Origin of the sequence: Vibrio scophthalmi (genome assembly GCF_040869025.1) — a bacterium.
In the GTDB taxonomy this organism is placed as follows: domain Bacteria; phylum Pseudomonadota; class Gammaproteobacteria; order Enterobacterales; family Vibrionaceae; genus Vibrio; species Vibrio scophthalmi.
On record NZ_CP134271.1, the window covers coordinates 1,811,141 to 1,835,369 of the forward strand.

At 45.4% G+C, this 24,229-nt stretch carries 25 protein-coding genes, 9 tRNA genes and 2 pseudogenes; 14 read left to right on the top strand and 22 right to left on the bottom strand.

Features of this window, described 5'->3' with window-relative positions; all coding sequences use genetic code 11:
- Positions 1-18 precede the first annotated feature (18 nt).
- Positions 19-984: a calcium/sodium antiporter gene (locus RJD38_RS08315; RefSeq protein ID WP_005593710.1), complete on the bottom strand. Its 966-nt coding sequence runs from the start codon at positions 982-984 to the stop codon at positions 19-21.
- 235 nt (positions 985-1,219) lie between these two features.
- Here RJD38_RS08315 and mlaF point away from each other — a divergent pair, with 235 nt between their 5' ends.
- The 9 genes from mlaF to RJD38_RS08360 all read left to right on the top strand — a co-directional run bounded on the left by mlaF (position 1,220) and on the right by RJD38_RS08360 (position 7,825).
- Positions 1,220-2,017: a phospholipid ABC transporter ATP-binding protein MlaF gene (gene mlaF, locus RJD38_RS08320; protein WP_065545750.1), complete on the top strand. Its 798-nt coding sequence runs from the start codon at positions 1,220-1,222 to the stop codon at positions 2,015-2,017.
- The gene (gene mlaE / locus RJD38_RS08325; RefSeq protein ID WP_005593714.1) at positions 2,014-2,805 is read left to right on the top strand and encodes a lipid asymmetry maintenance ABC transporter permease subunit MlaE; all 792 of its coding nucleotides are present in this window, start codon (positions 2,014-2,016) and stop codon (positions 2,803-2,805) included. Before mlaF ends, mlaE begins: the two co-directional genes overlap by 4 nt.
- A 2-nt stretch (positions 2,806-2,807) precedes the next feature.
- The gene (gene mlaD / locus RJD38_RS08330; RefSeq protein ID WP_065545749.1) at positions 2,808-3,296 is read left to right on the top strand and encodes an outer membrane lipid asymmetry maintenance protein MlaD; all 489 of its coding nucleotides are present in this window, start codon (positions 2,808-2,810) and stop codon (positions 3,294-3,296) included.
- Entirely contained in the window at positions 3,296-3,934 is a 639-nt protein-coding gene (locus RJD38_RS08335) for an MlaC/ttg2D family ABC transporter substrate-binding protein (protein WP_065429763.1), read from the top strand. Before mlaD ends, RJD38_RS08335 begins: the two co-directional genes overlap by 1 nt.
- On the top strand, positions 3,931-4,245 hold the full coding sequence (locus RJD38_RS08340; RefSeq protein ID WP_005593718.1) for an STAS domain-containing protein: 315 nt from the start codon (positions 3,931-3,933) through the stop codon (positions 4,243-4,245). The genes RJD38_RS08335 and RJD38_RS08340 overlap by 4 nt, the downstream gene beginning before the upstream one ends.
- Positions 4,246-4,254: 9 nt before the next feature.
- Positions 4,255-4,509, top strand: coding sequence for a BolA family iron metabolism protein IbaG (gene ibaG / locus RJD38_RS08345; RefSeq protein WP_005593719.1), 255 nt, complete (start codon positions 4,255-4,257; stop codon positions 4,507-4,509).
- A 9-nt stretch (positions 4,510-4,518) separates the two neighbouring features.
- The gene (gene murA, locus RJD38_RS08350; RefSeq protein WP_009385798.1) at positions 4,519-5,784 is read left to right on the top strand and encodes a UDP-N-acetylglucosamine 1-carboxyvinyltransferase; all 1,266 of its coding nucleotides are present in this window, start codon (positions 4,519-4,521) and stop codon (positions 5,782-5,784) included.
- A 131-nt stretch (positions 5,785-5,915) separates the two neighbouring features.
- Positions 5,916-6,644: a 1-acylglycerol-3-phosphate O-acyltransferase gene (locus RJD38_RS08355; protein WP_005594974.1), complete on the top strand. Its 729-nt coding sequence runs from the start codon at positions 5,916-5,918 to the stop codon at positions 6,642-6,644.
- Between the two features lie 137 nt (positions 6,645-6,781).
- Positions 6,782-7,825, top strand: a complete 1,044-nt coding sequence (locus tag RJD38_RS08360) for a serine hydrolase domain-containing protein (protein ID WP_065545748.1) — start codon at positions 6,782-6,784, stop codon at positions 7,823-7,825.
- Between the two features lie 90 nt (positions 7,826-7,915).
- Here RJD38_RS08360 and RJD38_RS08365 read toward each other — a convergent pair.
- The 6 genes and pseudogenes from RJD38_RS08365 to RJD38_RS08390 all read right to left on the bottom strand — a co-directional run.
- Positions 7,916-7,991: transfer RNA gene (locus RJD38_RS08365), tRNA-Asn, on the bottom strand.
- 5 nt (positions 7,992-7,996) lie between these two features.
- Positions 7,997-8,072: transfer RNA gene (locus RJD38_RS08370), tRNA-Thr, on the bottom strand.
- Between the two features lie 38 nt (positions 8,073-8,110).
- Positions 8,111-8,186: transfer RNA gene (locus RJD38_RS08375), tRNA-Asn, on the bottom strand.
- Between the two features lie 21 nt (positions 8,187-8,207).
- Positions 8,208-8,283 (bottom strand) — tRNA-Thr (locus RJD38_RS08380).
- A gap of 51 nt (positions 8,284-8,334) precedes the next feature.
- Positions 8,335-8,410 (bottom strand) — tRNA-Phe (locus tag RJD38_RS08385).
- Between the two features lie 221 nt (positions 8,411-8,631).
- Positions 8,632-9,258: pseudogene (locus RJD38_RS08390) on the bottom strand (methyl-accepting chemotaxis protein); the annotation flags it as partial.
- A gap of 108 nt (positions 9,259-9,366) precedes the next feature.
- Here RJD38_RS08390 and RJD38_RS08395 point away from each other — a divergent pair.
- A complete protein-coding gene (locus RJD38_RS08395; protein WP_032073033.1) occupies positions 9,367-10,575 on the top strand; it encodes an IS4 family transposase in 1,209 nt (402 codons plus the stop codon).
- Positions 10,576-10,590: 15 nt separating this feature from the next.
- On the opposite strand, the pseudogene RJD38_RS08400 reads toward RJD38_RS08395, so the two are convergent.
- The 8 genes and pseudogenes from RJD38_RS08400 to mutY form a co-directional block, all read right to left on the bottom strand.
- A pseudogene (locus tag RJD38_RS08400) lies at positions 10,591-11,595 on the bottom strand (cache domain-containing protein); the annotation flags it as partial.
- A gap of 505 nt (positions 11,596-12,100) precedes the next feature.
- A tRNA-Asn gene (locus tag RJD38_RS08405) sits at positions 12,101-12,176 on the bottom strand.
- Positions 12,177-12,215: 39 nt separating this feature from the next.
- Positions 12,216-12,291: transfer RNA gene (locus RJD38_RS08410), tRNA-Phe, on the bottom strand.
- A 7-nt stretch (positions 12,292-12,298) separates the two neighbouring features.
- Positions 12,299-12,374: transfer RNA gene (locus tag RJD38_RS08415), tRNA-Thr, on the bottom strand.
- 53 nt (positions 12,375-12,427) lie between these two features.
- Positions 12,428-12,503 (bottom strand) — tRNA-Phe (locus RJD38_RS08420).
- A gap of 102 nt (positions 12,504-12,605) precedes the next feature.
- Positions 12,606-13,742: a membrane-bound lytic murein transglycosylase MltC gene (gene mltC / locus RJD38_RS08425; protein WP_005595619.1), complete on the bottom strand. Its 1,137-nt coding sequence runs from the start codon at positions 13,740-13,742 to the stop codon at positions 12,606-12,608.
- A gap of 74 nt (positions 13,743-13,816) precedes the next feature.
- Complete coding sequence (locus RJD38_RS08430) at positions 13,817-14,089, bottom strand: oxidative damage protection protein (protein ID WP_005595621.1); 273 nt, start codon at positions 14,087-14,089, stop codon at positions 13,817-13,819.
- 16 nt (positions 14,090-14,105) lie between these two features.
- A complete protein-coding gene (mutY, locus tag RJD38_RS08435) occupies positions 14,106-15,158 on the bottom strand; it encodes an A/G-specific adenine glycosylase (protein ID WP_065545747.1) in 1,053 nt (350 codons plus the stop codon).
- A gap of 172 nt (positions 15,159-15,330) precedes the next feature.
- Between mutY and trmB the strand changes: the two genes are divergently transcribed.
- Together trmB and glsB are read left to right on the top strand one after the other, a co-directional pair.
- Positions 15,331-16,050: a tRNA (guanosine(46)-N7)-methyltransferase TrmB gene (gene trmB / locus RJD38_RS08440; protein ID WP_005595625.1), complete on the top strand. Its 720-nt coding sequence runs from the start codon at positions 15,331-15,333 to the stop codon at positions 16,048-16,050.
- Positions 16,051-16,187: 137 nt separating this feature from the next.
- Entirely contained in the window at positions 16,188-17,108 is a 921-nt protein-coding gene (gene glsB, locus RJD38_RS08445) for a glutaminase B (RefSeq protein WP_005595627.1), read from the top strand.
- A 170-nt stretch (positions 17,109-17,278) separates the two neighbouring features.
- Here glsB and hemW read toward each other — a convergent pair whose 3' ends face one another.
- Genes hemW through RJD38_RS08480 form a run of 7 tightly spaced genes read right to left on the bottom strand, consistent with a single transcriptional unit; the run spans position 17,279 to position 22,003 of the window.
- Complete coding sequence (hemW, locus tag RJD38_RS08450; protein WP_065545746.1) at positions 17,279-18,454, bottom strand: radical SAM family heme chaperone HemW; 1,176 nt, start codon at positions 18,452-18,454, stop codon at positions 17,279-17,281.
- A gap of 3 nt (positions 18,455-18,457) precedes the next feature.
- Positions 18,458-19,054, bottom strand: a complete 597-nt coding sequence (locus tag RJD38_RS08455; protein WP_065545745.1) for an XTP/dITP diphosphatase — start codon at positions 19,052-19,054, stop codon at positions 18,458-18,460.
- Between the two features lie 12 nt (positions 19,055-19,066).
- Positions 19,067-19,498 (bottom strand): DUF4426 domain-containing protein, encoded by a 432-nt coding sequence (locus tag RJD38_RS08460; RefSeq protein WP_065545744.1) that lies wholly within the window; start codon positions 19,496-19,498, stop codon positions 19,067-19,069.
- Positions 19,499-19,528: 30 nt separating this feature from the next.
- Entirely contained in the window at positions 19,529-19,819 is a 291-nt protein-coding gene (yggU, locus tag RJD38_RS08465) for a DUF167 family protein YggU (protein WP_065545743.1), read from the bottom strand.
- On the bottom strand, positions 19,819-20,376 hold the full coding sequence (locus RJD38_RS08470) for a YggT family protein (protein ID WP_065429768.1): 558 nt from the start codon (positions 20,374-20,376) through the stop codon (positions 19,819-19,821). The genes yggU and RJD38_RS08470 overlap by 1 nt, the downstream gene beginning before the upstream one ends.
- Positions 20,377-20,417: 41 nt before the next feature.
- Positions 20,418-21,236, bottom strand: coding sequence for a pyrroline-5-carboxylate reductase (gene proC, locus RJD38_RS08475; RefSeq protein ID WP_065545742.1), 819 nt, complete (start codon positions 21,234-21,236; stop codon positions 20,418-20,420).
- 50 nt (positions 21,237-21,286) lie between these two features.
- On the bottom strand, positions 21,287-22,003 hold the full coding sequence (locus tag RJD38_RS08480) for a YggS family pyridoxal phosphate-dependent enzyme (RefSeq protein ID WP_009385811.1): 717 nt from the start codon (positions 22,001-22,003) through the stop codon (positions 21,287-21,289).
- A 24-nt stretch (positions 22,004-22,027) separates the two neighbouring features.
- On the opposite strand from RJD38_RS08480, the gene RJD38_RS08485 reads away from it, so the two are divergent.
- Together RJD38_RS08485 and RJD38_RS08490 are read left to right on the top strand one after the other, a co-directional pair.
- Positions 22,028-23,059, top strand: coding sequence for a type IV pilus twitching motility protein PilT (locus RJD38_RS08485; RefSeq protein ID WP_005595639.1), 1,032 nt, complete (start codon positions 22,028-22,030; stop codon positions 23,057-23,059).
- Between the two features lie 14 nt (positions 23,060-23,073).
- Positions 23,074-24,174: a PilT/PilU family type 4a pilus ATPase gene (locus tag RJD38_RS08490; protein ID WP_065545741.1), complete on the top strand. Its 1,101-nt coding sequence runs from the start codon at positions 23,074-23,076 to the stop codon at positions 24,172-24,174.
- Positions 24,175-24,229: the final 55 nt, after the last annotated feature.

A 24,229-nucleotide genomic window follows, 5' to 3' on the forward strand; every position in this document is an offset into this window, starting at 1 on the left:
ACAATCTCCAGCGAACAATTACGCGTTCATATTGATAACAAGGTAGCTCTGGTACGCAATAAATACGACCACAAGGAATGCGCCTTCAAAACGGTTGATGCTGCGCGATTTTCCTAGCGCCATCACAACCAGCAGTAGCGATACCGCCAACATGACCCAAAAATCGCGCCCCATGACGAGCTCGCTTAGAATTGAAGGATTAAGAATGCCGGGAATACCCATTACCGCAAGGATGTTAAATACATTTGAGCCGATGATATTACCAACGGCCATGTCATCTTCGCCTTTCATCACGCCAGCTACCGAAGCGGCTAATTCAGGTAAGCTTGTGCCTACTGCGATAATCGTTAGACCGATCACCAGATCGCTCATGCCAAAATATTTTGCAATGACAACAGAGCTATCGACCAGAGTGTCAGCTGCGATAGGCAAAATAATTAAACCGATAACAACCCACATTAAGGCAATTTTGTTGTCTACGCCTTCAGGGACGTCTTGCTCTTGTTCTTCAAGTAGCACATCACCGTTTGGTTGCTCTTTACGACTAATGCGCAACATAGCAAGAATAAAGATAACGAATAGACCTAGCAGCAGCACACCTTCGTAGAAGCCAAGATGGTTATCCCACAAGATTGCACCCGCAATCAGGGTGACACCGATCATCAGTGGCAGTTCACGACGTAATACCGGTGAACTAATCGAGAGTGGCTTAATCATGGCGGTGATGCCAAGAATTAGTGCGATGTTTGCGATGTTGGAACCAATCACATTACCGACCGCAGTGTCGGTTTTGCCATCCAGCGCTGCCGTTGCGGACACCATCATTTCAGGGGCTGAAGAGCCCATTGCTAGGATCGTCATACCAATCACCAGCGGTGAAATACCGAAGTTACGCGCTAGGGCTGCAGAGCCATAAACCAGTTTGTCGGCACTCCATACCAGAAAAATGAGACCAATAATAAGAAACGCTACCGCTTCGATCATGATATATCCTAACTTATCTACAAACTGAACAATTTAACCGTCAATTTTGACGCGTTGGGGGGTAAAATGGAAGCTGAACATGCAATTATTTACCGCCCATTTTGTAATTCCATATGTGGCTAGAATATAAGACGGGAATTTAAGTACTTCACATTTAATTGAACAGTGCTTTAAATTCGAGATTAATCTGCTTATGATTGCGCATCATATAAAGGATTCTGACGACGAGTACCGAATGTCATCAACTGATTTGGTTACAGTCAATAATCTCACTTTTTCACGTGGAAATAGGAAGATTTTTGACAACGTAAACCTACATGTTCCCAAGGGCAAAGTGACTGCCATTATGGGACCCTCAGGGATCGGAAAAACGACCTTGTTACGCCTGATCGGCGGACAGATTTCTCCTGATAGTGGAGAGGTTTTATTTGATGGTCTGAATATCCCTACATTGAGTCGCCGTAAGCTCTATCAAGAAAGAAAACGCATGAGTATGCTTTTTCAATCGGGCGCACTCTTCACCGATCTAAACGTTTTCGATAACGTTGCCTTCCCATTGCGTGAGCACACTCAGCTTGATGAAGAGTTGCTGCGCACCTTAGTTTTACTAAAACTAGAAGCCGTGGGGTTGCGTGGCGCCGCTGAGCTCATGCCAAGTGAGCTTTCTGGTGGTATGGCACGTCGTGCGGCTCTTGCGCGCTCTATTGCTTTAGACCCTGAACTTATCATGTTCGACGAACCCTTTGTTGGCCAAGATCCGATTACCATGGGTGTGTTGGTGGAGCTGATTCGTAACCTTAATCAAGCCTTGGCGATTACTGCGATTGTGGTTTCTCATGATGTGCCTGAAGTGATGAGTATTGCCGATTGGGTCTACATTCTTGCTAATGGTCAAGTGATTGCCAGTGGTACTCCTGAGGAGCTGCGAACCAATCCGGATCCGCAAGTTCAACAATTCCTAGTGGGTGATGCCGACGGCCCTGTGCCGTTTCGATATCCGGCTAAACCAATAGGTGAGGATCTATTTCAATGATAACTCGTGTTCTTAATTTTATTGCCTCTCTAGGTCGACGAGGTATGAAATTTAGTGCGTCTGTTGGTCGTGCTAGCTTGATGCTATTTGGCGCACTAGCAGCCAGACCTCGTCCTATCAAAAACGCACCGTTGTTAATTAAGCAATTGTATAGCGTTGGTGTTCAATCTTTGCTGATCATCATTTTATCTGGTCTGTTTATTGGCATGGTATTGAGCCTTCAAGGTTATGTCATTCTGATTGATTTCGGAGCTGAAGGTGCATTAGGTCAGATGGTTGCGCTATCGCTATTGCGTGAGCTAGGCCCTGTCGTAACTGCACTGCTATTTGCTGGTCGGGCAGGCTCGGCATTGACAGCAGAGATTGGCTTAATGAAAGCCACCGAGCAGCTCTCTTCGATGGAAATGATGGCCGTTGACCCTTTGAAGCGCGTGATTGCACCACGTTTCTGGGCTGGTGTTATTTCTATGCCCTTACTCACGATGATTTTTATGGCGGTGGGTATTTGGGGTGGTCAGCTGGTGGGTGTGGATTGGAAAGGCATCGATCACGGTAGCTTCTGGTCGGCGATGCAATCGTCAGTTGAATTAGGTCAAGATATTGGCAATAGCTTTATCAAAAGCTTTGTTTTTGCCATTACCGTGACTTGGATAGCTTTATTTAATGGATACGATGCGATTCCGACTTCGGAAGGCATCAGCCGCGCAACCACTCGCACGGTAGTACACTCTTCTTTGGCAGTACTTGGACTAGACTTCGTACTGACCGCATTGATGTTCGGGAACTAAACATGCAACAGACACGTAAAACAGAATTATGGGTGGGTAGCTTCATCTTAGCGGGAATTTGCGCAGTCTTGATTATGATTTTTCAAGTCGCTGACGTAAAAGGTATTGGTTCGAACGATACTTATAGCTTAAATGCTGAGTTCGATAACATTGGTAGCCTAAAAGTTCGCTCACCGGTGAAAGTGGGCGGTGTGGTCGTGGGGCGTGTTACGTCTATCACATTGAACCCTGAATCACTTTTGCCTGTGGTTGGTATGGCGGTGAATAGCCAGTACGATCAGTTCCCTGAAACTTCGAGTGTGCAAATTCTCACTTCAGGCTTGATTGGTGAGCAGTATATCGGCCTGACGCCAGGCTTTGTGTTCGATGATGAACAGATGCTGGTGGATGGTGACTTTGTTGAAGACACCAAATCAGCTTTGGTGCTAGAAGATCTTATTGGCCAAGTGCTGTATAGCGTTGGTGGCGGCTCTGATTCTGGAGAGAAATAATGTTGAAAAAATTCTTATTAACGGTTTGTGCCTTGATATTGCCATTTTACGCAGTCAGTGCAGAAATTGATACAACCCAGCCATACTCAATGATGGAACAAGTCGGCAGCATGGCATTTGAGCGTTTAAAAGCAGAGCAAGGCCTCATCAAACAAGACCCTAATCACTTAAAAGTGATTGTTGAAGAAGAGTTGATGCCGTACGTGAACTATAAGTATGCGGCATTGAAACTACTTGGTTCAAACTTAAAAGGGGCTAAACGTGCAGACGTTAATGAGTTCATCATTGCTTTCCGTTCTTACTTAATTGCGTCTTACGCTCAGGTTCTAACCCAATACACCGATCAGGAGATCGAGTTTGGCCCTGAGTTGAAGATTGATCCAAGTAAGACCATTACTAGCGTAAAGGTCGATATTGTTGATGCGCCACGGCCGAATATTCAATTGGAATTCAAGCTGCGTAAAGACAAAAAAACGGGTGAATGGAAAGTGTTTGATATGATTGCTGAAGGCATTAGTTTGTTGTCCAGTAAGCAATCAGAGTGGAGTGGAAAACTGCGTCAAGAAGGGATTTTAGCCGTGGCGCAAGAGCTCGATACGCTTGCGGCACAACCGATCCGTTTTGAGGCACAAAAATGATAGCCCACGAGCAATATCAGCGTATTGATGATAATACGGCTAAGCTTACAGGTTTATTGAATCGTGACACCGTTCCCGCGCTGTGGAAGCTGTTGAAAGCATGGCAACCACAACAAACGACGCTAGAGCTGAATCTTTCTCAGCTTGAACGAGTGGATTCCGCCGGAATGGTGATGCTCATCCACCTATTAGAGCATGCAAAAAAACGAAACTGTCATATAATGCTCAGCTTCGTGCCAAAGCAACTCAGCACTTTGCTGGCACTGAGTAATGTTGAAAAATACATTGCTGAGCACATAAAGATTAATTAGAGGTAAATTGTGGATAGCGCAAAAGTACAACAGATTTTAAACGAAGCACTAAACCTAGAAGAACTACACGTGAAGGGCGAGGGTAGCCACTACGAAGTGATCGCTGTTGATGCTTGTTTCGAGGGAATGAACCGCGTTAAGAAACAACAAACCATTTATGCGCCCCTCATGGAATATATCCAAAGAAATGACATCCACGCGCTTTCCATCAAGGCATACACGCCGGCTGAATGGGCTCGTGATAAAAAGTTGATGTCACTGTAAGGTTTAGTAATGGAAAAATTTAGAGTAACAGGTTCTAACAAGCCCCTCGTTGGTGAAGTCACTATCTCTGGTGCGAAGAACGCCGCCCTACCAATTCTTTTTGCTTCAATTTTGGCGGAAGAGCCGGTTGAAGTGACTAACGTCCCTCACTTACGTGACATTGATACCACGATGGAACTGCTAAAGCGCCTTGGTGCTAAGGTAGAACGCAATGGTTCTGTGCACGTTGATCCAAGCAGCATCGATGAATATTGTGCGCCTTATGATCTAGTAAAGACTATGCGTGCCTCTATCTGGGCGCTGGGTCCACTAGTGGCGCGTTTTGGCCAAGGCCAAGTGTCATTACCTGGTGGTTGCGCTATCGGTGCGCGTCCAGTCGATCTACACATTCATGGTCTAGAGCAATTAGGCGCGACGATTGTGTTGGAAGATGGTTACGTAAAAGCGTCTGTTGATGGCCGCCTTAAAGGTGCCCATATCGTAATGGATAAAGTCAGTGTTGGTGCCACGATCACTATCATGTGTGCTGCAACGCTTGCTGAAGGCAAAACAGTATTAGATAACGCTGCGCGTGAACCTGAGATCGTTGATACGGCTGAGTTCTTAAACGCTTTGGGCGCTAAAATTACCGGTGCAGGTACTGATACCATTACTATCGAAGGTGTTGAACGCCTTGGTGGTGGTAAACACGCTGTTGTTGCCGACCGTATTGAAACAGGCACCTTCTTAGTTGCTGCGGCGGTTTCTGGCGGTAAAGTGGTATGTCGTAATACTCGTGCACATCTACTAGAAGCGGTGCTAGCTAAGCTTGAAGAAGCGGGCGCACAAGTTGAAACTGGCGAAGACTGGATCTCGCTAGATATGACGGGTCGTGAGCTTAAAGCGGTGACTATCCGTACAGCACCACACCCTGGTTTCCCAACCGATATGCAAGCTCAGTTTACGCTACTTAACCTTATGGCTAAGGGTGGCGGCGTGATCACTGAAACGATTTTTGAAAACCGTTTCATGCACGTGCCAGAACTGATGCGTATGGGTGCTAAAGCTGAAATCGAAGGCAACACAGTGATCTGTGGTGATGTTGAGTCTCTGAGCGGTGCTCAAGTGATGGCAACTGACCTACGCGCTTCTGCAAGTCTTGTTATCGCGGGTTGTATCGCACAAGGCGAAACCATTGTTGACCGTATTTATCACATCGATCGTGGCTACGATAAGATTGAAGATAAATTGTCTGCGTTGGGCGCAAACATCGAACGTTTTCGTGACGCTAATTAATTAAGCTTACTGTGTAACAATACAGTTTAGCGAACAAATGTAAGCCGAAACCCATGTTTCGGCTTTTTTATGGCCAAAAGATACGTTAGATTATGGCCATAATTTTTCCCTCTTGTTCTTGGAGAACATTAATGATTGCACTGTTCCGTGTTTTTGCTGTCGCGATATTTGCGATTGTCATGTTTGTCTTTGGTTGCGGCTACTGTTTGCTGAGCCCACGTAACCCAAAACACGTGTTCACCTTTGGTCGCCTGTTCGGCAAGATGGCTCGCGTATTTGGCATTAAGTTAGAGCTAAGAATGCCTGAAGATGCGTACACACGTGGTCAGCATGTTTATATTGCTAACCATCAGAATAACTGGGATCTCTTTACTGTGGCCGCAGCGGTAACGCCTAAAGTTGTTACTGTTGGTAAAAAGAGTTTAGCGTTCTTACCGTTGTTTGGTCAGTTGTACTGGCTGACAGGCAATATTTTGATTGATCGTGGGAATCGTAGTAAAGCGATGGGTACCATTGATCAGGTGATTGATAAAATGAAAAACAGTGATGTGTCTATTTGGATGTTCCCAGAAGGCACACGCTCACGTGGCCGTGGTTTATTGCCATTTAAAACCGGTGCTTTCCATACGGCTATTGGTGCTGGGGTTGATGTGGTGCCTATCGTATGTAGCTCAACAGAAGGAGTAAAGCTAAACCGTTGGAACAATGGTCATGTTATCGTTGAAATGCTACCTCCAGTGAGCACACAAGGCTGTAAGAAAGAGCAAGTGCGTGAAGTGGCGAATGTATGCCGTGAGCAAATGGAACAAAAGCTGGCCGAGCTGAATGAAGAAGTAAAGGTTCTAAATCAAAGCAAATAACCTTTGCTTGATGATAGTGACAAAATGAGTTGAGAAAGCGTGCGCTTAGTCGCACGCTTTTTTTATATCTATAGCAGCACGCTGAAATCGTTCTCTTTTTTTGTTTTATTGGCCTGAAGTCAATGGAGAGTAACAAGATGAAGCAAAAGTTATTTATCTTAGCGATGGGCTTATTCCTATTTGGTTGTTCCAAGCCCAGCGTTAAGGTTGTGATCAGTGCAGAGCGTTTTGCGCCTATCGAAAAGCGAGTGGAAAGCGATAAAGGAAATAATATCCACTCTTTGATTGCGTGGCAGCACGGAGATAAGGTGTTTGAGCTGCATAGGCAGGGCAGTGGCCGCATTGGCTCACAAAGTCGGCCTAGTGTGCCTGTAGGGCCCTCTGAACTGCATAATCTCCATTCGGTGACGAAGTCCTTTGTTGCCACATTAATCTTCATCGCGGTTGATGAAGGCAAGCTCGCCAGTTTGGATGTGCCGGTGTTCAGTTTATTTCCCGAGTATCAAGCGAACGATAGAGCGGAGAAGATGCAAATTAGCGTGCGGGATATGTTAAATATGTCGACAGGTTATGCCTTGGATGAACTTGCCGCTTCGTATAGTTCAGGCAATGCATTTACGCGTCATTATATGGCTAAAGATTTGTTAGCTCAGTTCCTCTCCACCGATCTCGCTTTTAAGCCAGGGACTCGTTTTGCTTATAGTGGTCTTTCAACGGTCGGTTTGTCCAAGGTGATTGAGCGGGTATATGGTCAACCCTTTGCTGTGGTCATGAAAGAGAAGCTATTTTCCCCGTTAGCGATAGAAAATTATCGTTGGTCGAATCAGCATGGCAGCAATGAGCCTGGCGCAGACTGGGGTTTAATGCTTACGCCGGAGGATATGGGAAAGTTTGGCTTGATGTGGCTTAATCAAGGGCATTTTGCAGGGCAACAAATTGTCGCTAAGCATTGGTTTGAGCAACTAAAGCATAGTCAGTTTCATGGTTATAACATGGGTTATGGTTTGCATTTTTGGCAGGTTCCAACTGTAAATGGGGCAGTATCGGCGGTAGGTATCGGTGAGCAGTACATTATGATGCTACCAGGAAAACAAGCGGTGATTGTCGCGACGGGGGCAAACTACGATATGCCGAGCATGCCAACACTCACGACCATTAAACAATTGGCGAGTTTACTGTAATGAGTCATCTATGCGTGACGAGCGATAAGCAGGGAAGGGTAAATGACAGGTAAAAAAAAGCCTCATCAGATGATGAGGCTTTCTCGAATGTGGCTCCCCCTGCAAGACTTGAACTTGCGACATACGGATTAACAGTCCGCCGTTCTACCGACTGAACTAAGGGGGAAAAGATGGTGCCGACTACCGGAGTCGAACTGGTGACCTACTGATTACAAGTCAGTTGCTCTACCTACTGAGCTAAGTCGGCACGTTTTTCATCAACAAGCTTTGCTTGTCAATTGAAAGTGGCTCCCCCTGCAAGACTTGAACTTGCGACATACGGATTAACAGTCCGCCGTTCTACCGACTGAACTAAGGGGGAATTATCTTTTCAAATAAAGAATGGTGCCGACTACCGGAGTCGAACTGGTGACCTACTGATTACAAGTCAGTTGCTCTACCTACTGAGCTAAGTCGGCGCACTATTTCTTTATTTTTTATTGATGTCTAAGACACCAACAATCAAATTGTGGTGCCCGGAGGCGGAATCGAACCACCGACACGAGGATTTTCAATCCTCTGCTCTACCGACTGAGCTATCCGGGCGACGAGGTGTATTAAACGGCTTTTTGCTTTTTAGGTCAACATTAAAATGCAAAAAAAATATCGTTTGTTGCTTTTCTATACTTAATGGGCTGTTTTTAGCCATTTATAGGCTTGTAAGGCTAGTTGAGCCATGCATTTTCTCTAAAAAAGCGCAGCATTAGTTGCTATCAGGCAGAAAAAAGCACGCGTTAAAGCGTGCTTTTTATGGTTTCTGTTAGGAATTATTGCTTAACAGTGAACTTACTTACCCAGTTTTCTAAGTCATTCGCCAAAGTATTTAGACTTTGTGTACTGCTGTGACTCTCTGCAACCACATTACTTAGCTGATTACCACTCTCTTCAATTAGGTTAATTCGCTTAGCAATATCATCACCTACTTGAGTCTGTTCAGCTGCTGCCGTGGCAATTTGATGGCTCATTTGAGTAATCGATTCGAGTGCGATAACGATCTGCTGCAGTGCTTCAGAGGCATTTTGTGATTCCACCACTGTGCTTTGGCTGGTTTCTGCACACACTTCCATCGTGTTAATGGCATTGCGAGAGCCCGCTTGCAGATTAGTGATCATCTGCTGGATCTCTTTGGTGCTTGATTGTGTTCTGCCCGCCAAGTTGCGAACTTCATCGGCTACAACAGCAAACCCACGGCCTTGTTCGCCAGCACGAGCAGCTTCAATTGCCGCATTCAGCGCGAGTAGGTTAGTTTGCTCAGCAATGTCACCAATCACATCAAGTACTTTTACGATGTTATTTACGTCGCTATCAAGATCAGCCACTGCTTGGCTTGCCGTGCCGAGTTGAGATGCCAAACCTTGGATATTATCCACGGTATTGTGAATTAGATGCTGAGTGCTGAGGAATCCCCTAATGATTTTGATAAAAATCATAAATTTAAGGTAGATGCACATCTTGTCATGTGATCAAATGGTTCTGAGAAAAATCAATAACCAGACAACAAGATGTGCGAACTCGATATTTTACACGACTCTCTTTACCAATTCTGCCCTGAATTGCACTTAAAACGACTCAACAGTTTAACGCTGGCTTGCCACGCATTACTTGAATGTAAAACGCTCACTCTTACCGAACTTGGTCGTAACCTGCCAACGAAAGCCAGAACAAAACATAACATCAAACGAATCGACAGATTGTTAGGTAATCGTCACTTGCACAAAGAGCGACTCGCTGTATACCGTTGGCATGCCAGCTTTATCTGTTCAGGTAATTCGATGCCCATTGTTCTTGTTGACTGGTCTGATATTCGTGAGCAAAAACGGCTTATGGTATTGCGGGCTTCGGTGGCACTACATGGTCGTTCTATTACTCTTTATGAGAAAGCCTTTCCGCTTTCAGAGCAATGTTCAAAGAAGGCTCATGACCAATTTCTAGCCGACCTTGCAAGCATTCTACCGAGTAACACTACACCGCTCATTGTCAGTGATGCTGGCTTTAAAGTGCCATGGTATAAATCCGTTGAAAAGCTAGGTTGGTACTGGTTAAGTCGAGTCAGAGGGAAAGTGCAATATGCAGATTTAGGTGCGGAAAACTGGCAACCTATCAGCAACTTACATAGCATATCCTCAAGTCGCTCAAAGACTTTAGGCTATAAGAGGTTGACTAAGAGCAACCCAATTTCATGTCAAATTGCACTGTATAAATCACGTCCTAAAGGCCGAAAAAATCAGCGTTCGACACGGACTAATTGTCATCATCCGTCACCTAAAATCTACTCCGCTTCGACAAAAGAACCATGGGTTTTAGCGACTAACTTGCCCGTTGAAATCCGAACACCAAAGCAACTTGTTAGGCTCTACTCGAAGCGTATGCAAATTGAAGAAACCTTCCGAGACTTGAAAAGCCCAGCCTACGGTTTAGGCCTCCGTCATAGCCGAACTAGCAGCTCAGAGCGCTTTGATATCATGCTGCTAATCGCCCTAATGCTTCAACTGACATTTTGGCTTGCTGGAGTTCATGGTCAGAAACAAGGTTGGGATAAGCACTTCCAAGCTAACACTGTCAAAAATCGAAATGTACTCTCAACAGTGCGCTTAGGGATGGAAGTTTTGCGGCATTCTGGCTACACAATAACGAGGGAAGACTTGCTCGCGGCTGCAACCCTGCTTGCTCAAAATCTATTCAAACATGGTTGTGCTTTGGGGAAATTATGAGGGGATCCCTCAGTGCTGAGTGTGTTGACTCTGCTTGTCGGCTTCTTCGGTATTGCTTGCGGTATCACGCGCTGAATCAGCGACGTTATTCGCAGAAGAGGCCATTTCTGTCATCGCAGTGGCAATCATTTCAGTCGATTGTTGCTGTGAATCTGTCAAACTTGCGATTGAAGCAGAACGGTCTTCAACATTGGCCAGTTCTTGTCGTAATGCGATCATCGAGGTATCGAGGTTTTTCACTAGCTGTGCCAGTGATAGGCTCATCTGCTGGACGGCTTCGTAAATACTGCCTTTCGGAGCAGACTTATCAAATGATGCTTGAATATTACCTTGTGCAACGGCCTGTACCGCACTGTGCACGTCTTGTGGCTCGCCACCGAGTAGCGCCAGCATTTTACGGATAGAGACGAGTAGCACGCTAAAGATGCCGATAGCGATGGCGAAGCAAAGTAGTAGCTGCCATTGTGCGGTAGACCAGAAGCGCGCATTGACTTCATTGAAGCCAATACCAGTGCCAACAACCCAACCCCAATGTGGTGTTTTTTCAGCGATCGAGAGTTTTTCCTCAATCGTGCCGTCTTCCAGTTTTTGTGTCCAAGTGTATTCGACGATCTGACCTGTCGTGTTTCCAAGTACACGTTGGATCAACTGACCAACACTTTTTCCATCGCCGTCTTTAAAGTCGTTAAAACTGGTGCCGTGCAATTGAGGATCCAATGGGGTGGCAACGAAAATCATATTTTCGTCTGCCACATAAACATACTCATTGTCTTTGTAGATGTTGTTGCGTAGCAGGCGAGTGGCAAGTGCTTTTGCTTCGTCTTCGCCTAATGAGCCTTCTACGGCCATTTGTTCAACTTCAGTCAAAATGCTGTAAGCACTTTTGAATAGTTCGGTGACTCGAGCTTTGTTGTCCAAATTACTGGCCACGCGCAGTGTCCATAGTCCTGTCACTGTCAGTGCTAAAAGTGCGGTTAAAATGATGGCTGACAGAATATAGGCCTGAGTTTTGAGTTTCATACGCCCTCGCGAGTTTACGTTGTTAGTGATACGTCAATTTAGACTGCCTTTAACAGCGACTAGCTTTTGGTATCGTCGAATATGACAAAATTATTACGTCCCACCTTGGCGCGGTATAGCGGCAAAGCTCAAAAATATGACGCTGATTAAATTTTCGCTACAAAATAAAAAAGGTGGTGATTCGAGATAAATGCATAGAAAGATCAGGTTTGACTGTATTAAGTCCGGAATTTTGGAATTATGTAGTCAGATTACGAGACGTTTTCTAATTATCTAGCCATTTATTACGCAGCAAAAAAATAGTTATGGCATGTCGTTTCGTATAAATATAACGCAATATGAAACTGAGATGAAGGAGTCTGTTGATTTTTACACTTAATGAAATGACCGCTTGCAGGAAAAACTGAAAGAGTAGGGAGGAGGTTATGATGCGGAAATGTGTCGATTTTATTTACCAAGCTTGAGACGAAAAAAAACCGTATCTTGCGATACGGTTTTCTTAAAGTGGCTCCCCCTGCAAGACTTGAACTTGCGACATACGGATTAACAGTCCGCCGTTCTACCGACTGAACTAAGGGGGAATTATCTGTGTCATCTCTTGCGAGATAAGCACCAAATAATGGTGCCTCGAGGCGGAATCGAACCACCGACACGAGGATTTTCAATCCTCTGCTCTACCGACTGAGCTATCGAGGCAAAAGAATGGTGCCGACTACCGGAGTCGAACTGGTGACCTACTGATTACAAGTCAGTTGCTCTACCTACTGAGCTAAGTCGGCACACTAAATTCTTTGCTAACTTGTTGACGTCTAAGACACCAACAATCAAATTGTGGTGCCCGGAGGCGGAATCGAACCACCGACACGAGGATTTTCAATCCTCTGCTCTACCGACTGAGCTATCCGGGCAACGGAGCGTATTAAACGGATTTTCAGGTCATCCGTCAACGTGTTTTTGAAAATAATTTCAAAATAACGATTGTTTGCTCGGTTTTTGTGCGAAAGTCACCGTTAGGTTTTGCCAGAGTTAAAATCCTTTTTGAATTTTGTAACTTTTTCTAGGTAACGACGCGCTTCTGCTTTGGGATGTTTATTGGTGAGCGCCCAAAAAACCTGATTAGGTTGCAAAGAATTGATGTCGTTCATTGCTTGTTTTCGATTGTTGCGATTAAAAGTGTTTAAAACACCACCAGTACCACCGTTGTAGGCGGAGATCATGGTGTACTCAAGCGTTAGTGGATGCTGTACATCTTTCAAATAGCGATTTTTTAAGATGTAAAAGTAAGCGGTTCCCGCATCAATATTGTTTTCCGGATTGAACAAGTATTCTGGGCTTGGCTCACCAGAGCGTTTTTTGACTAACTTGAATACGTCGCGGCCGGCGGTTTTGGGTACCACTTGCATTAAACCATAGGCATTCGCCCAGCTCACCGCATAAGGATTAAAGCTACTTTCGGTTTTGATGATGGCGTAAATCAGGTCTTCCGGAATATCATATTTTTGTGACGCACGACGCACGATGTCGGCGTATTGATAGCTACGGATCTCCACTTGGTTTTCGACCAGAGGGATTTCGACGTAGTAGGCTTTCTTAAAATCGACGTCTTTGACTTTTAGCTTGTTGGCAATCAAATAGTCGGCAAAGCGGTTAGCACGCCAAGACCATTGAATCGCTTTGTTATCTTGATCGACCACCTGTTGATACAAAAATGGTCGACCTTCTAAAGTGATACTTTTTGAAGAGAACAGGTCGACGTTAGCGGGATCATCAGGTGTTAACAGTGTCGTCATGATGGCATTTTTTAGATGCAGCTTAGGATCCGTAGGAGAAACGGTTTCAATGATGATAGTGCCTTTCTGAAAATCAACTTCAGAGCGACTGAGATAATTATCAATGTATTTAACGTAGTTATTTTTACCCGCAACTTTGATTTCACGGCTTCCCCAGCGTTTTTCGATATTGCCTGAAAAGCTACTAATTAGCGCATCGAGCGCAGCAGTATCTTTTTGAAATTGACCGGGCAGTTGTGCCAAGTTTTTGGCAAAACGGTTGGTTGGCTCATAGTTTACGTCGTAAAAGCTCTCGACGAATTCACGGCTGCAGCCGACCAGCATTAAGGTGGTAAAAAAGTAAATGAGTTTTCTCATGAGTATCCTAACTACAAATACAAAAATGACACCGTAGAAAACTGCGGTGCCATTTCACTTCGATGGGCTTAACGTTATGCGCTTGGCGGTGTGTAACCTTCAATATGAACGTCTTTGCCTTCAAATAGGAAGTTAACCATCTCCGTCTCCAGGAGCTTACGGTGCTCTGGATCCATCATGTTCAGTTTCTTCTCATTGATTAACATGGTTTGTTTCTGTTGCCACTCAGCCCATGCTTGTTTTGAGATATTGTCGAAAATTCTTTTGCCCAACTCTCCTGGGTAAAGTTGGAAATCAAGACCTTCAGCGTCTTGTTGTAGTCGAGCACAAAATACAGTGCGGCTCATATTAGATTCCTTTTGACTAGCGAAGTTCATGAGGCAAGCTTTGCAGTAATTGTTTTACTGGGGCAGCAAGGCCAACTTCTTCTGGTTGAGATAAGTTATACCAAAGACCTTTGTTGGCTTCCATTATCACGTCAGGCTGTTTTGATAGATCCAGCAAAATCGGCGTAATATCGAGATGGTAATGGCTAAAGGTATGGCGAAATGCGATCAAAGTTTGCTGGCTAATGATCTGTGAAGGATCAATGTGGCGACGATCTAATTGCGGTGTGATTTCGGAATTATCATGCTGAGGGAAGCAAAATAAGCCGCCCCAAATCCCTGATTGTGGACGTTGCTCTAGCCAGACTTGGCCCTGGTAATGCAACATCACAAACCAAGTCTCTTTCACTGGCTTCTCTTTTTTCGGTTTTTTACCCGGATAATCGAGTGGGTTACCTTGCTTGTTAGCAAGACACAATTTTTCAATCGGGCACAAGGTACACTTCGGCTTACTGCGGGTGCAAACCATCGCGCCCATATCCATCATCGCTTGATTGTATTTATCGGTATCTTGTTTCGGGGTGTGCTGCTCGGCGAATTGCCAGAGTTGATTTTCAACCGTTTTTTGTCCTGGCCAACCTTCTACCGCAAAGCTTCTAGCTAGAGTGCGCTTCACATTGCCATCTAAGATGGCATGTGGCTGCTTGTAGACAGAGGAGAGGATCGCCGCCGCCGTTGAACGGCCAATTCCTGGCAGCGCATTGAGCGCTTCAATATCGGTTGGAAACTCGCCGTGATACTCGTTGGCAACGATTTGCGCTGCTTTATGTAGATTACGAGCACGTGCGTAGTAACCAAGGCCGGTCCATAGGTGAAGTACTTCATCTTGTTCGGCATTGGCCAAATCGATTACCGTTGGGAAGCGCGTTAAAAAGCGCTCAAAGTAAGGAATAACGGTAGCTACTTGGGTTTGTTGCAACATGATCTCCGACAGCCAAACACTGTAGGCAGTTTTGTTTTGTTGCCATGGAAGGGTTTTCCTTCCATAAGCGTCATACCATTGCAAAATGGCTTGGGCAAAAGGGGTCACGACGTGCTCATTTATTATTTATTCGATATTGGGCTAAAATTGCATCACAGATTGTGGGTAAAGTACAACCGATAAAGTATGTGGTTTTATTCGGAAATGCTTGCACCAATGACGATTCTTTGGATAATCACAATCCCTTTGTATCGAGACCAATTTTTAAACAGGCAAAATCATGAGTGAAGTGACTACTAACGAATACAATGACGAAGGTAAGTTGATCCGCAGAATACGTAGCTTTGTGCGCCGTGAGGGTCGTCTAACCAAAGGTCAAGAAAGTGCAATGAAAGATTGCTGGCCAACGATGGGTATCGACTACCAAGATACGCTGCTTAATTGGCAAGAAGTGTTCGGTAATGACAATCCTGTAGTGTTGGAAATTGGTTTCGGTATGGGTGCATCATTAGTTGAAATGGCTAAAAATGCTCCTGAGAAAAACTTCTTTGGTATTGAAGTGCACAGTCCTGGCGTCGGTGCATGTCTCTCTGACGCTCGCGAAGCTGGCATTACCAACCTACGTGTAATGTGCCATGATGCGGTTGAAGTGTTTGAGAACATGATTCCAGATGGCAGCCTAAGCACATTGCAACTGTTCTTCCCTGACCCATGGCACAAAAAGCGTCACCACAAGCGTCGCATCGTTCAACTTGATTTCGCTGAAATGGTGCGTCAAAAGCTGAAGCCAGAAGAGGGTATCTTCCACATGGCAACAGACTGGGAGAACTACGCAGAGCATATGGTTGAAGTGATGAACCAAGCGCCTGGTTTTGCTAACATTGCCACTGATGGTGACTACATCCCTCGTCCGGATGAGCGTCCACTGACTAAATTTGAAGCGCGCGGCCATCGTTTAGGTCACGGCGTTTGGGATATTAAATACAAACGCACAGCGTAATAGCGATTTAATACCTCCCTATACTTAGCCTAACTAGGTATAGAATATAGACAATAAGCCAACATTATCATGTTGGCTTTTTTGACCTTACCATCCCCAAAATTACGGGTTCAGACTACAAGCATAAGCAGGTCATGATGAAACCAACATATGAGATTCTGGCGGACATCTTGGAAGAAGTTCGTCCTTTAATAGGACAAGGGAAAGTCGCAGATTACATTCCAGCCTTGGCAAAAGTGCCACATACAAAGCTCGGGATCGCGGTCTATACCAACCAAGGTGAAGTGATTAAAGCGGGTGATGCCGACGAGGGATTTTCGATTCAATCGATCTCTAAGGCGCTCAGTTTAACGCTTGCTATGTCTCTCTATAAGCCTGAAGAAATTTGGACTCGTGTTGGTAAAGAGCCGTCTGGCCAAGCATTTAACTCAATGATCCAGCTTGAGATGGAGCAGGGCATTCCGCGCAATCCATTTATCAATGCTGGTGCAATCATCGTCGCGGATATGCTCCACAGCCGTCTATCTGCGCCGAGACAGCGTCTTTTGGATTTTGTGCGTCAGTTATCAGGTGAAAGTCATATCGTTTACGACAAGGTCGTAGCGGCGTCAGAAATGATGCATAGCGATAGAAATGCAGCTATCGCCTACTTGATGCGTGCATTTGGTAATTTTGAAAATGAAGTGATTCCGGTGCTGAATAACTATTTTCATGCTTGTGCGTTGAAGATGAACTGTGTCGATTTGGCAAAAACATTTAGCTATCTCGCCAATAAAGGCGTGTCGGTACAAACGGGTAAGCAGATCATTACACCAATGCAAACCAAACAGTTAAATGCTCTGCTGGCAACCTGTGGTTTGTATGATGGCGCGGGTGAGTTTGCGTATCGTGTTGGTATGCCGGGTAAGTCCGGTGTCGGTGGTGGGATTATCGCGATCGTACCGGGCGAGATGACGATTGCAGTATGGTCACCAGAGCTTGATGCTTCGGGCAACTCATTAGCTGGCACCTATGCACTCGAATTGCTTTCAGAGCGAATTGGTCGTTCGATCTTTTAGCCAAGAATATACGAGAGTTTAGATCGGAGAATCGAGAAGCGCTCGCTGTGGGTTTTATTGAGTCGCATGAATAGTGAAAGGGTCAGCATTTGCTGACCCTTTTCGTTTCTGAAATTTTCGATTGACGTTAATACAACGGCTCTAAATCTCTCTTCTCAGTTTTTTGGTGTTTACTCTTCTTCCGCCATAAACGCTTCCAATAGATCATTTAAGAACAGTTTACCTTTCTCGGTGATCTGCCAATGCGTCTCGGTTTGTGAAAGGTATTGCTGCTCTAGCGCCCAATCAATGGTGGATTGAATCGCACTCAATGGTAAGCCGGTGGTATCGATAAAATCTTGCTTTGGACATGATTCGATTAAGCGGAAGCGGTTCATAAAAAATTCGAACGGGCGATCTTCTGCTGCCACTTCCACTTCATCGCTTAAATAGGGTTTCACCATGTTTTGGTATGCGGTGAGATAGCCGCGTGGATGTTTAACCTTGGTGGTGCGGATAATACGTCCATCACTAAAACTCAATTTACCGTGCGAACCACAACCAATGCCAAGGTAATCACCAAAGCGCCAGTAATTAAGGTTGTGTTGGCATTGATAACCCACTTTGCTGTAGCCAGAAATTTCGTATTGAACATAACCGGCCTCAGTCAATTTTTGATGGCCAAGCTCAAAGATATCCCACAATTCATCATCATCAGGCAGGGTCGGCTGCTTATAATAGAACATGGTATTCGGTTCTATGGTCAGTTGATACCAAGACAAATGCGGTGGATTCAATGCAATCGCCTGATCTAAATCAGCCAATGCTTGATCGATGGTTTGATCCGGCAGACCATGCATCAAATCAAGATTAAAGCTGTTTAAGTCAATTTGATGAGCCAAATTGGCGGCATTGAGCGCTTCTTGTTTTCCGTGAATTCGACCAAGGCTCACCAGTTTTTCTTCAGCAAAGCTTTGTACACCAATCGAAATTCTAGTTACGCCAGCTGCTTTGTAACCCGCAAATCGTTCTGCTTCTACCGTTCCTGGATTCGCCTCCATGGTAATTTCGATTCCGGGCTTAAATGGAATGCGCTGTTCAACCCCTTTGAGCAAACGCTCAATGCCTTCGGCTGAGATCAGGCTTGGCGTGCCACCACCAATAAATATCGAATGCAAAGGCCTTGGAGCATCGTTAAGTTGATACTTACTGATATCCCGATCAAGATCTTCCAGTAGGGCATCAATGTAGCGATCTTCTGGGATCTGCTCTTTCAACGCGTGAGAATTAAAATCGCAATAAGGGCATTTTTGTACGCACCACGGAATATGGATGTACAAGCTGAGTGCTGGTGGAATTAGATGCATAAATTAGTGCTGCTCAGATAACGCAGCAAAGAGTTTTTGCAACGCTTTTGAACGATGTGAAAGTTGCTTTTTACGCGTCGGTTCAAGCTCTGCAGATGAGCAATCGTCTTCAGGAACATAGAAAATCGGATCGTAGCCAAAGCCGTTTTCACCTTGCGCTTCAGTAAGAATACGACCTTCCCATTTACCATGGCACACGATAGGAGTTGGATCGGCCGCATGGCGCATAAAGACTAAAACACAGTGAAAACGTGCAGTACGTTGCTCTGCTGGCACGTCAACCATCGCTTTAAGTAGCTTATCGATATTGTCTTGGTCACTCGCATCTTCGCCTGCGTAACGAGCAGAATAAATGCCAGGAGCACCTTGTAGATAATCGACTTCAAGACCTGAGTCATCAGCAATCGCCGCTAGGCCCGTTTCTGCTGCTGCGTGACGTGCTTTAATGATCGCATTTTCGATAAAGGTGGTACCGGTTTCTTCGGCGTCAATGACGTTAAATTCGCTTTGAGCAAATACGTCGAAACCAAAATCGGCCAATAGGTCGGCCATTTCACGTACCTTACCTTGGTTACCTGTCGCTAATACAATCTTGCTCATGCTCTATCCTAGTTACTCTTCAACATAAAATTTTTGGGTGAACTTTAAAGTGCCTTTGCCTTTATTGCCAGCATCGAGTTCGATATTAAAGCGAATAGTTTCTTCTTCCGTGATGGCAAATTCAGCCAAATAGTATATCGCATCTCCTTCTTCTACTTTCCTAAAGTTTAGCTCGCGAGTTTGGCCAATTAAATTTTTTGCCGTGCCAGTCAGTTTGCCACTGATAGCGGGCTTACCTAGCTGTGAACGGTCGAGTAGGCTGATGTTTAAAATGGCGGAGTAGCCACTGCGTTTTAGTTGGTAGCTACGGGCGACTTGAGGGGTAAGAAAAGTTGAATTAAATGCTGAGTAGTGCACTTCAACATCTTTGATAGTAGTGAACTGACCGGCGATGCTTGGCAGTGATAGAGCGCATGCGAGTAAAGCGATGAGGTATTTTGTCATTGTGATATTCCTGAGATAAATAAAAAGCCATCATAGGATGGCTTCAATTTCAGCAGGGATCTGGCTGGGAGTCACGATACGCACTTGTTTGTGCCGCCCGAGTTCACCTTTTTCAATCTTGACCAATCCCTTAGCCACTTTAAATTGTTTTGCCAGATACTTAGACAAGTGCGCATTGGCTTTGCCATCCACTGGCGGAGCGGTAATGGCGATTTTGACTTCTTCACCATGCAAGCCGACGATTTTGTCACGGCTGGCTTTAGGCTGAATATAAAGGCGAAGCACGATGTCTTCACCTTCTTTCCAAACCGCTACAGACACTATAGTTGGTACCAAATCGGACCGATGATGTCGCCCATAAGGAAGTTGGCAAATTGCAGCACGATGAACAGCACTAACACACTCAAGTCGAAACCGCCCATTTCAGGCAGAATACGGCGAATCGGTGCTAGCATTGGTTCTGTTAATTGATGGAACACGTATTCCACCGGGCTGCGGCCTTGGCTTACCCAGCTCAAGATTGCGCGTAGTAACAGCACCCAGAATAATAATCCGCCCGCTGCTTTCACTAGTGATAGTGCGCCGAGGAATAAGAAATCAGCACTGAAGGCAACAGAGCCGTTAGAGGCAACTAAAATAACCGCGACAAACTTCACCACACAAAGTACGTAAGCAAACAGTACCGTGGATAAATCAATACTACCGACCGAAGGAATAACACGGCGTAGTGGGCCGATCACAGGTTGAGTTGCTTTCACAATAAACTGTGAGAATGGGTTATAAAAATCGGCACGTGTTGCTTGTAACCAAAGACGCAAAAGAACCACCATGATGTACAAATCAAACACGGTAGAAATTAAGAAACTGAGTGAACTCATAGGTTGCCCTTAAATCAATCGAGCCTTATTGGCTCTGCTTATTAAAATAACTTTTCCATTTCTTGAGCGCGAATAACCGCAGCTTGCATTGCTTTCGCTACGATATCCGATAATTGGTGCTCATTGAAAGTACGAATTGCTTCAGCGGTGGTACCACCTTTAGATGTCACTTGTTCGCGTAGGGTAGAAAGCTCGATTTGTGGGTTAGCAATCACCATTTCGGCTGCGCCCAGTGCTGACTGTTGTACCAGCAGGCGCGCAGTATCATTATCAAAACCTTGTGCAATCGCTTCAGCTTGCATCGCTTCCATAAACAAGAAGAAGTAAGCCGGCGCGCTACCAGCGGCGGCGATAACATTGTTGATCCCTGATTCTTGTTCAACCCAACATACTTTGCCTACCGCGCTCATAAGATCTGCGGCAAATTGACGATCTTGCGTTGAAACATTTTCAGGAGCATAAAGGCCGCTCATGCCTTGGCTGACTAGCGCTGGCGTATTTGGCATAACGCGAACTAGGCTTAGCTCGGCTGCAAACATTGAGTTGAGGCGCTCGGCACTGATGCCCGCTGCAATCGAAATCACCAATTTATGCGAAAAGTCGACACCTTGCATTCCTTGGCCAACCACTTCCATGAGTTGTGGTTTAACCGCCAGTACCACCACATCCGCTTGTGTCGCGGCAATCGCATTGTCGGCTTCGGTATTGATACCATATTGGTTAGAAAGAAAATCACGTTGCTCTTGATTAGGATCCGTCGCAGTAATCAAGTTTGCCGGATAGCCACTTGCCACTAGGCCCGCGATGATAGAGCGCGCCATGTTCCCTGCGCCGATAAAGGTGATTTTCTTATGTTCCATGATGACTTCCTAAATGGGTAATATTGTTATTTTTTACTAATTTTGCATTGCTACGCTTTAGTGCTGTAATCGCGCTCGCCGAAAATAGCGGTACCGATACGCACCATGGTGCTACCGGCTTCAATCGCCGCTTCCATATCCCCACTCATTCCCATTGAAAGGGTATCGAGCTTGAGGTTTGGATGGCGTTCAGCCAGTGCCTGTTTTAGCGCTGTAAGTTGTTTAAACGCGCGCAATTGTGATGTGTAATCTGGCACGTTGGCCGGAATTGACATCAATCCTCTTAATGTGAGGTTAGGCAGTGTCGAAATCAACGCTGCCAGTTCAAACACTTGATGCTCTTCAATGCCAGACTTACTGTCTTCGCCACTGGTGTTTACTTGAATCAGTACTTGCAACGGCGGCATGTCGCTTGGACGTTGATCATTTAAACGTTGAGCGATCTTAGCGCGATCAACCGTGTGTACCCAAGCAAAGTGTTCCGCTACAGGACGAGTTTTATTGGATTGAATAGGGCCAATAAAGTGCCACTCGATAGCAAGGTTAGGTTGATGCTCAGAAAAATATGTTACTTTATCAACCCCTTCTTGAACGTAGTTTTCACCAAACATCTGTTGCCCGGCAAGGGCGGCATCAAGGATTGCTTGATTGGGTTTGGTTTTACTTACCGCGAGAAGTTGCACTGACTCTTGAACACGGCCACATTTTTGCTGTGCGCTAGAGATCTGTGAGGTGATCTGTTCAATGTTTTGTTGAATACTACTCATAGCCTACTTTACTAAGGAATTTAAATGGATATCGCTGAGTTACTGGATTTTAGTGTAAAACATAATGCGTCAGATCTACATCTTTCTGCGGGTGTTTCTCCGATGGTGCGCATTGATGGCGAAGTTCGCAAGCTGGGAATCCCTGCTTTTAGCCACGCCGAAGTCCATCGCTTAATTTTTGAAGTGATGAACGATGCTCAGCGTAGCGAATTTGAAGAACACTTAGAAGTTGATTTTTCATTTGAACTTCCCGATATCGGTCGTTTTCGCGTCAATGCGTTTAACCAAGCGCGTGGTAGTGCAGCGGTTTTTCGTACTATTCCTACTTCCATTCCAACGTTGGAGCAGCTTGAAGCGCCGGCGATATTTGAAAGTATCGTCAACTTGGAAAAAGGCTTAGTGCTGGTGACGGGCCCGACGGGTTCTGGTAAGTCGACCACATTGGCGGCGATGGTTGACTATATTAATCAAAACCATAACAAGCACATTCTGACTATTGAAGATCCGATTGAATTTGTTCACAGCAACCAAAAATGTTTGGTCAATCAACGTGAAGTCCATCGAGATACTCGCAGCTTTAAAGCGGCTTTGCGTAGTGCTTTACGTGAAGATCCTGATGTCATTCTTGTTGGTGAGTTGCGTGATCAAGAAACGATTAGTTTGGCGCTAACGGCAGCGGAAACGGGCCACTTAGTTTTTGCTACGCTGCACACCAGCTCTGCAGCCAAAACCATTGACCGTATTATTGATGTTTTTCCGGGCAGTGAGAAAGGCATGGTGCGTTCTATGCTTTCGGAATCACTACGTTCAGTGATTGCACAAAAACTGCTGAAGCGTATTGGCGGTGGTCGTGTTGCGTGTCATGAAATTATGATGGCAACGCCCGCAATCCGTAACTTGATCCGTGAAGATAAAGTCGCGCAGATGTATTCAGTGATCCAAACTGGATCGGCTCAAGGCATGCAAACTATGGAACAAAATGCCAAACTTTTGATCGCCAAGGGCTTGGTCGATCAAGCTGAGGTTGAGCAAAAAATTGGCTCGCTAGATTTCTAAAGGAGCAAAACAATATGGATGCCTTCCTGCAAGGAATGAGTGAGCAAAAAGCGTCAGATTTGTATATCACCGTTGGCGCTCCAGTGCTTTATCGTGTTGATGGTGAATTACAGCCACAAGGCGATAAGCTTGCTGAGCAAGAGGTGTTCGCGTTATTGAACTCGTTAATGGATAACGAGCGCTTGAGCGAGTTTAAACGCAGTCGTGAAGCGAATTTTGCCGTGGTGCGAGATTGCGGACGATTTCGTGTTTCTGCCTTTTTTCAACGTGAGCAACCCGGGGCGGTAATTCGACGTATCGAAACGAAGATTCCAACTTGTGAAGAACTTAATCTCCCTACGGTGTTGCAAAAGCTGGCGACCACCAAGCGAGGTTTGGTGCTGGTGGTTGGAGCAACCGGTTCTGGTAAATCGACCACCATGGCGGCAATGACTGGCTATCGAAATCAACACCGCAGCGGTCACATTCTCACCGTGGAAGATCCGATTGAATTTGTTCACGAACATCAGGGCTGCATTGTGACTCAGCGTGAAGTCGGCCTCGATACTGAAAGCTATGAAGTCGCCCTGAAAAACTCGCTGCGCCAAGCGCCGGATATGATCTTAATTGGTGAGATTCGTAGTCGAGAAACCATGGAATATGCAATGGCGTTTGCGGAAACCGGTCATCTGTGTATGGCAACCTTGCACGCTAATAATGCCAATCAAGCGTTAGAGCGTATTTTACATTTGGTGCCAAAAGAGAAAAAAGAGCAGTTCTTATTTGATTTGTCGATGAACCTGAAAGGCGTGGTTGCTCAGCAGTTGCTGCGAGATAAAAATGGTCAAGGTCGTCATGGTGTTTTTGAAGTGCTGCTCAATAGCCCTCGCATCGCTGATTTGATCCGTCGTGGTGAGTTGCACGAAGTGAAAGCGACCATGGCGAAGTCGCAGCAGACGGGTATGCAGACTTTTGACCAGTCGTTATTTCAGTTGCTGGTTGATGGCAAAATTAGTGAAGAGGATGCGCTGCACAGTGCTGACTCTGCCAATGATTTACGCATTATGCTTAAAACGGAGCGCGGAGAGTCTTTAACGAGTGGATCTCTGGCTGATATCACCATTGATATGGACTGATAGGGCTGTTGTGGACCAAAACAAAAACCGAGCTCGCAGCTCGGTTTTTTATTTT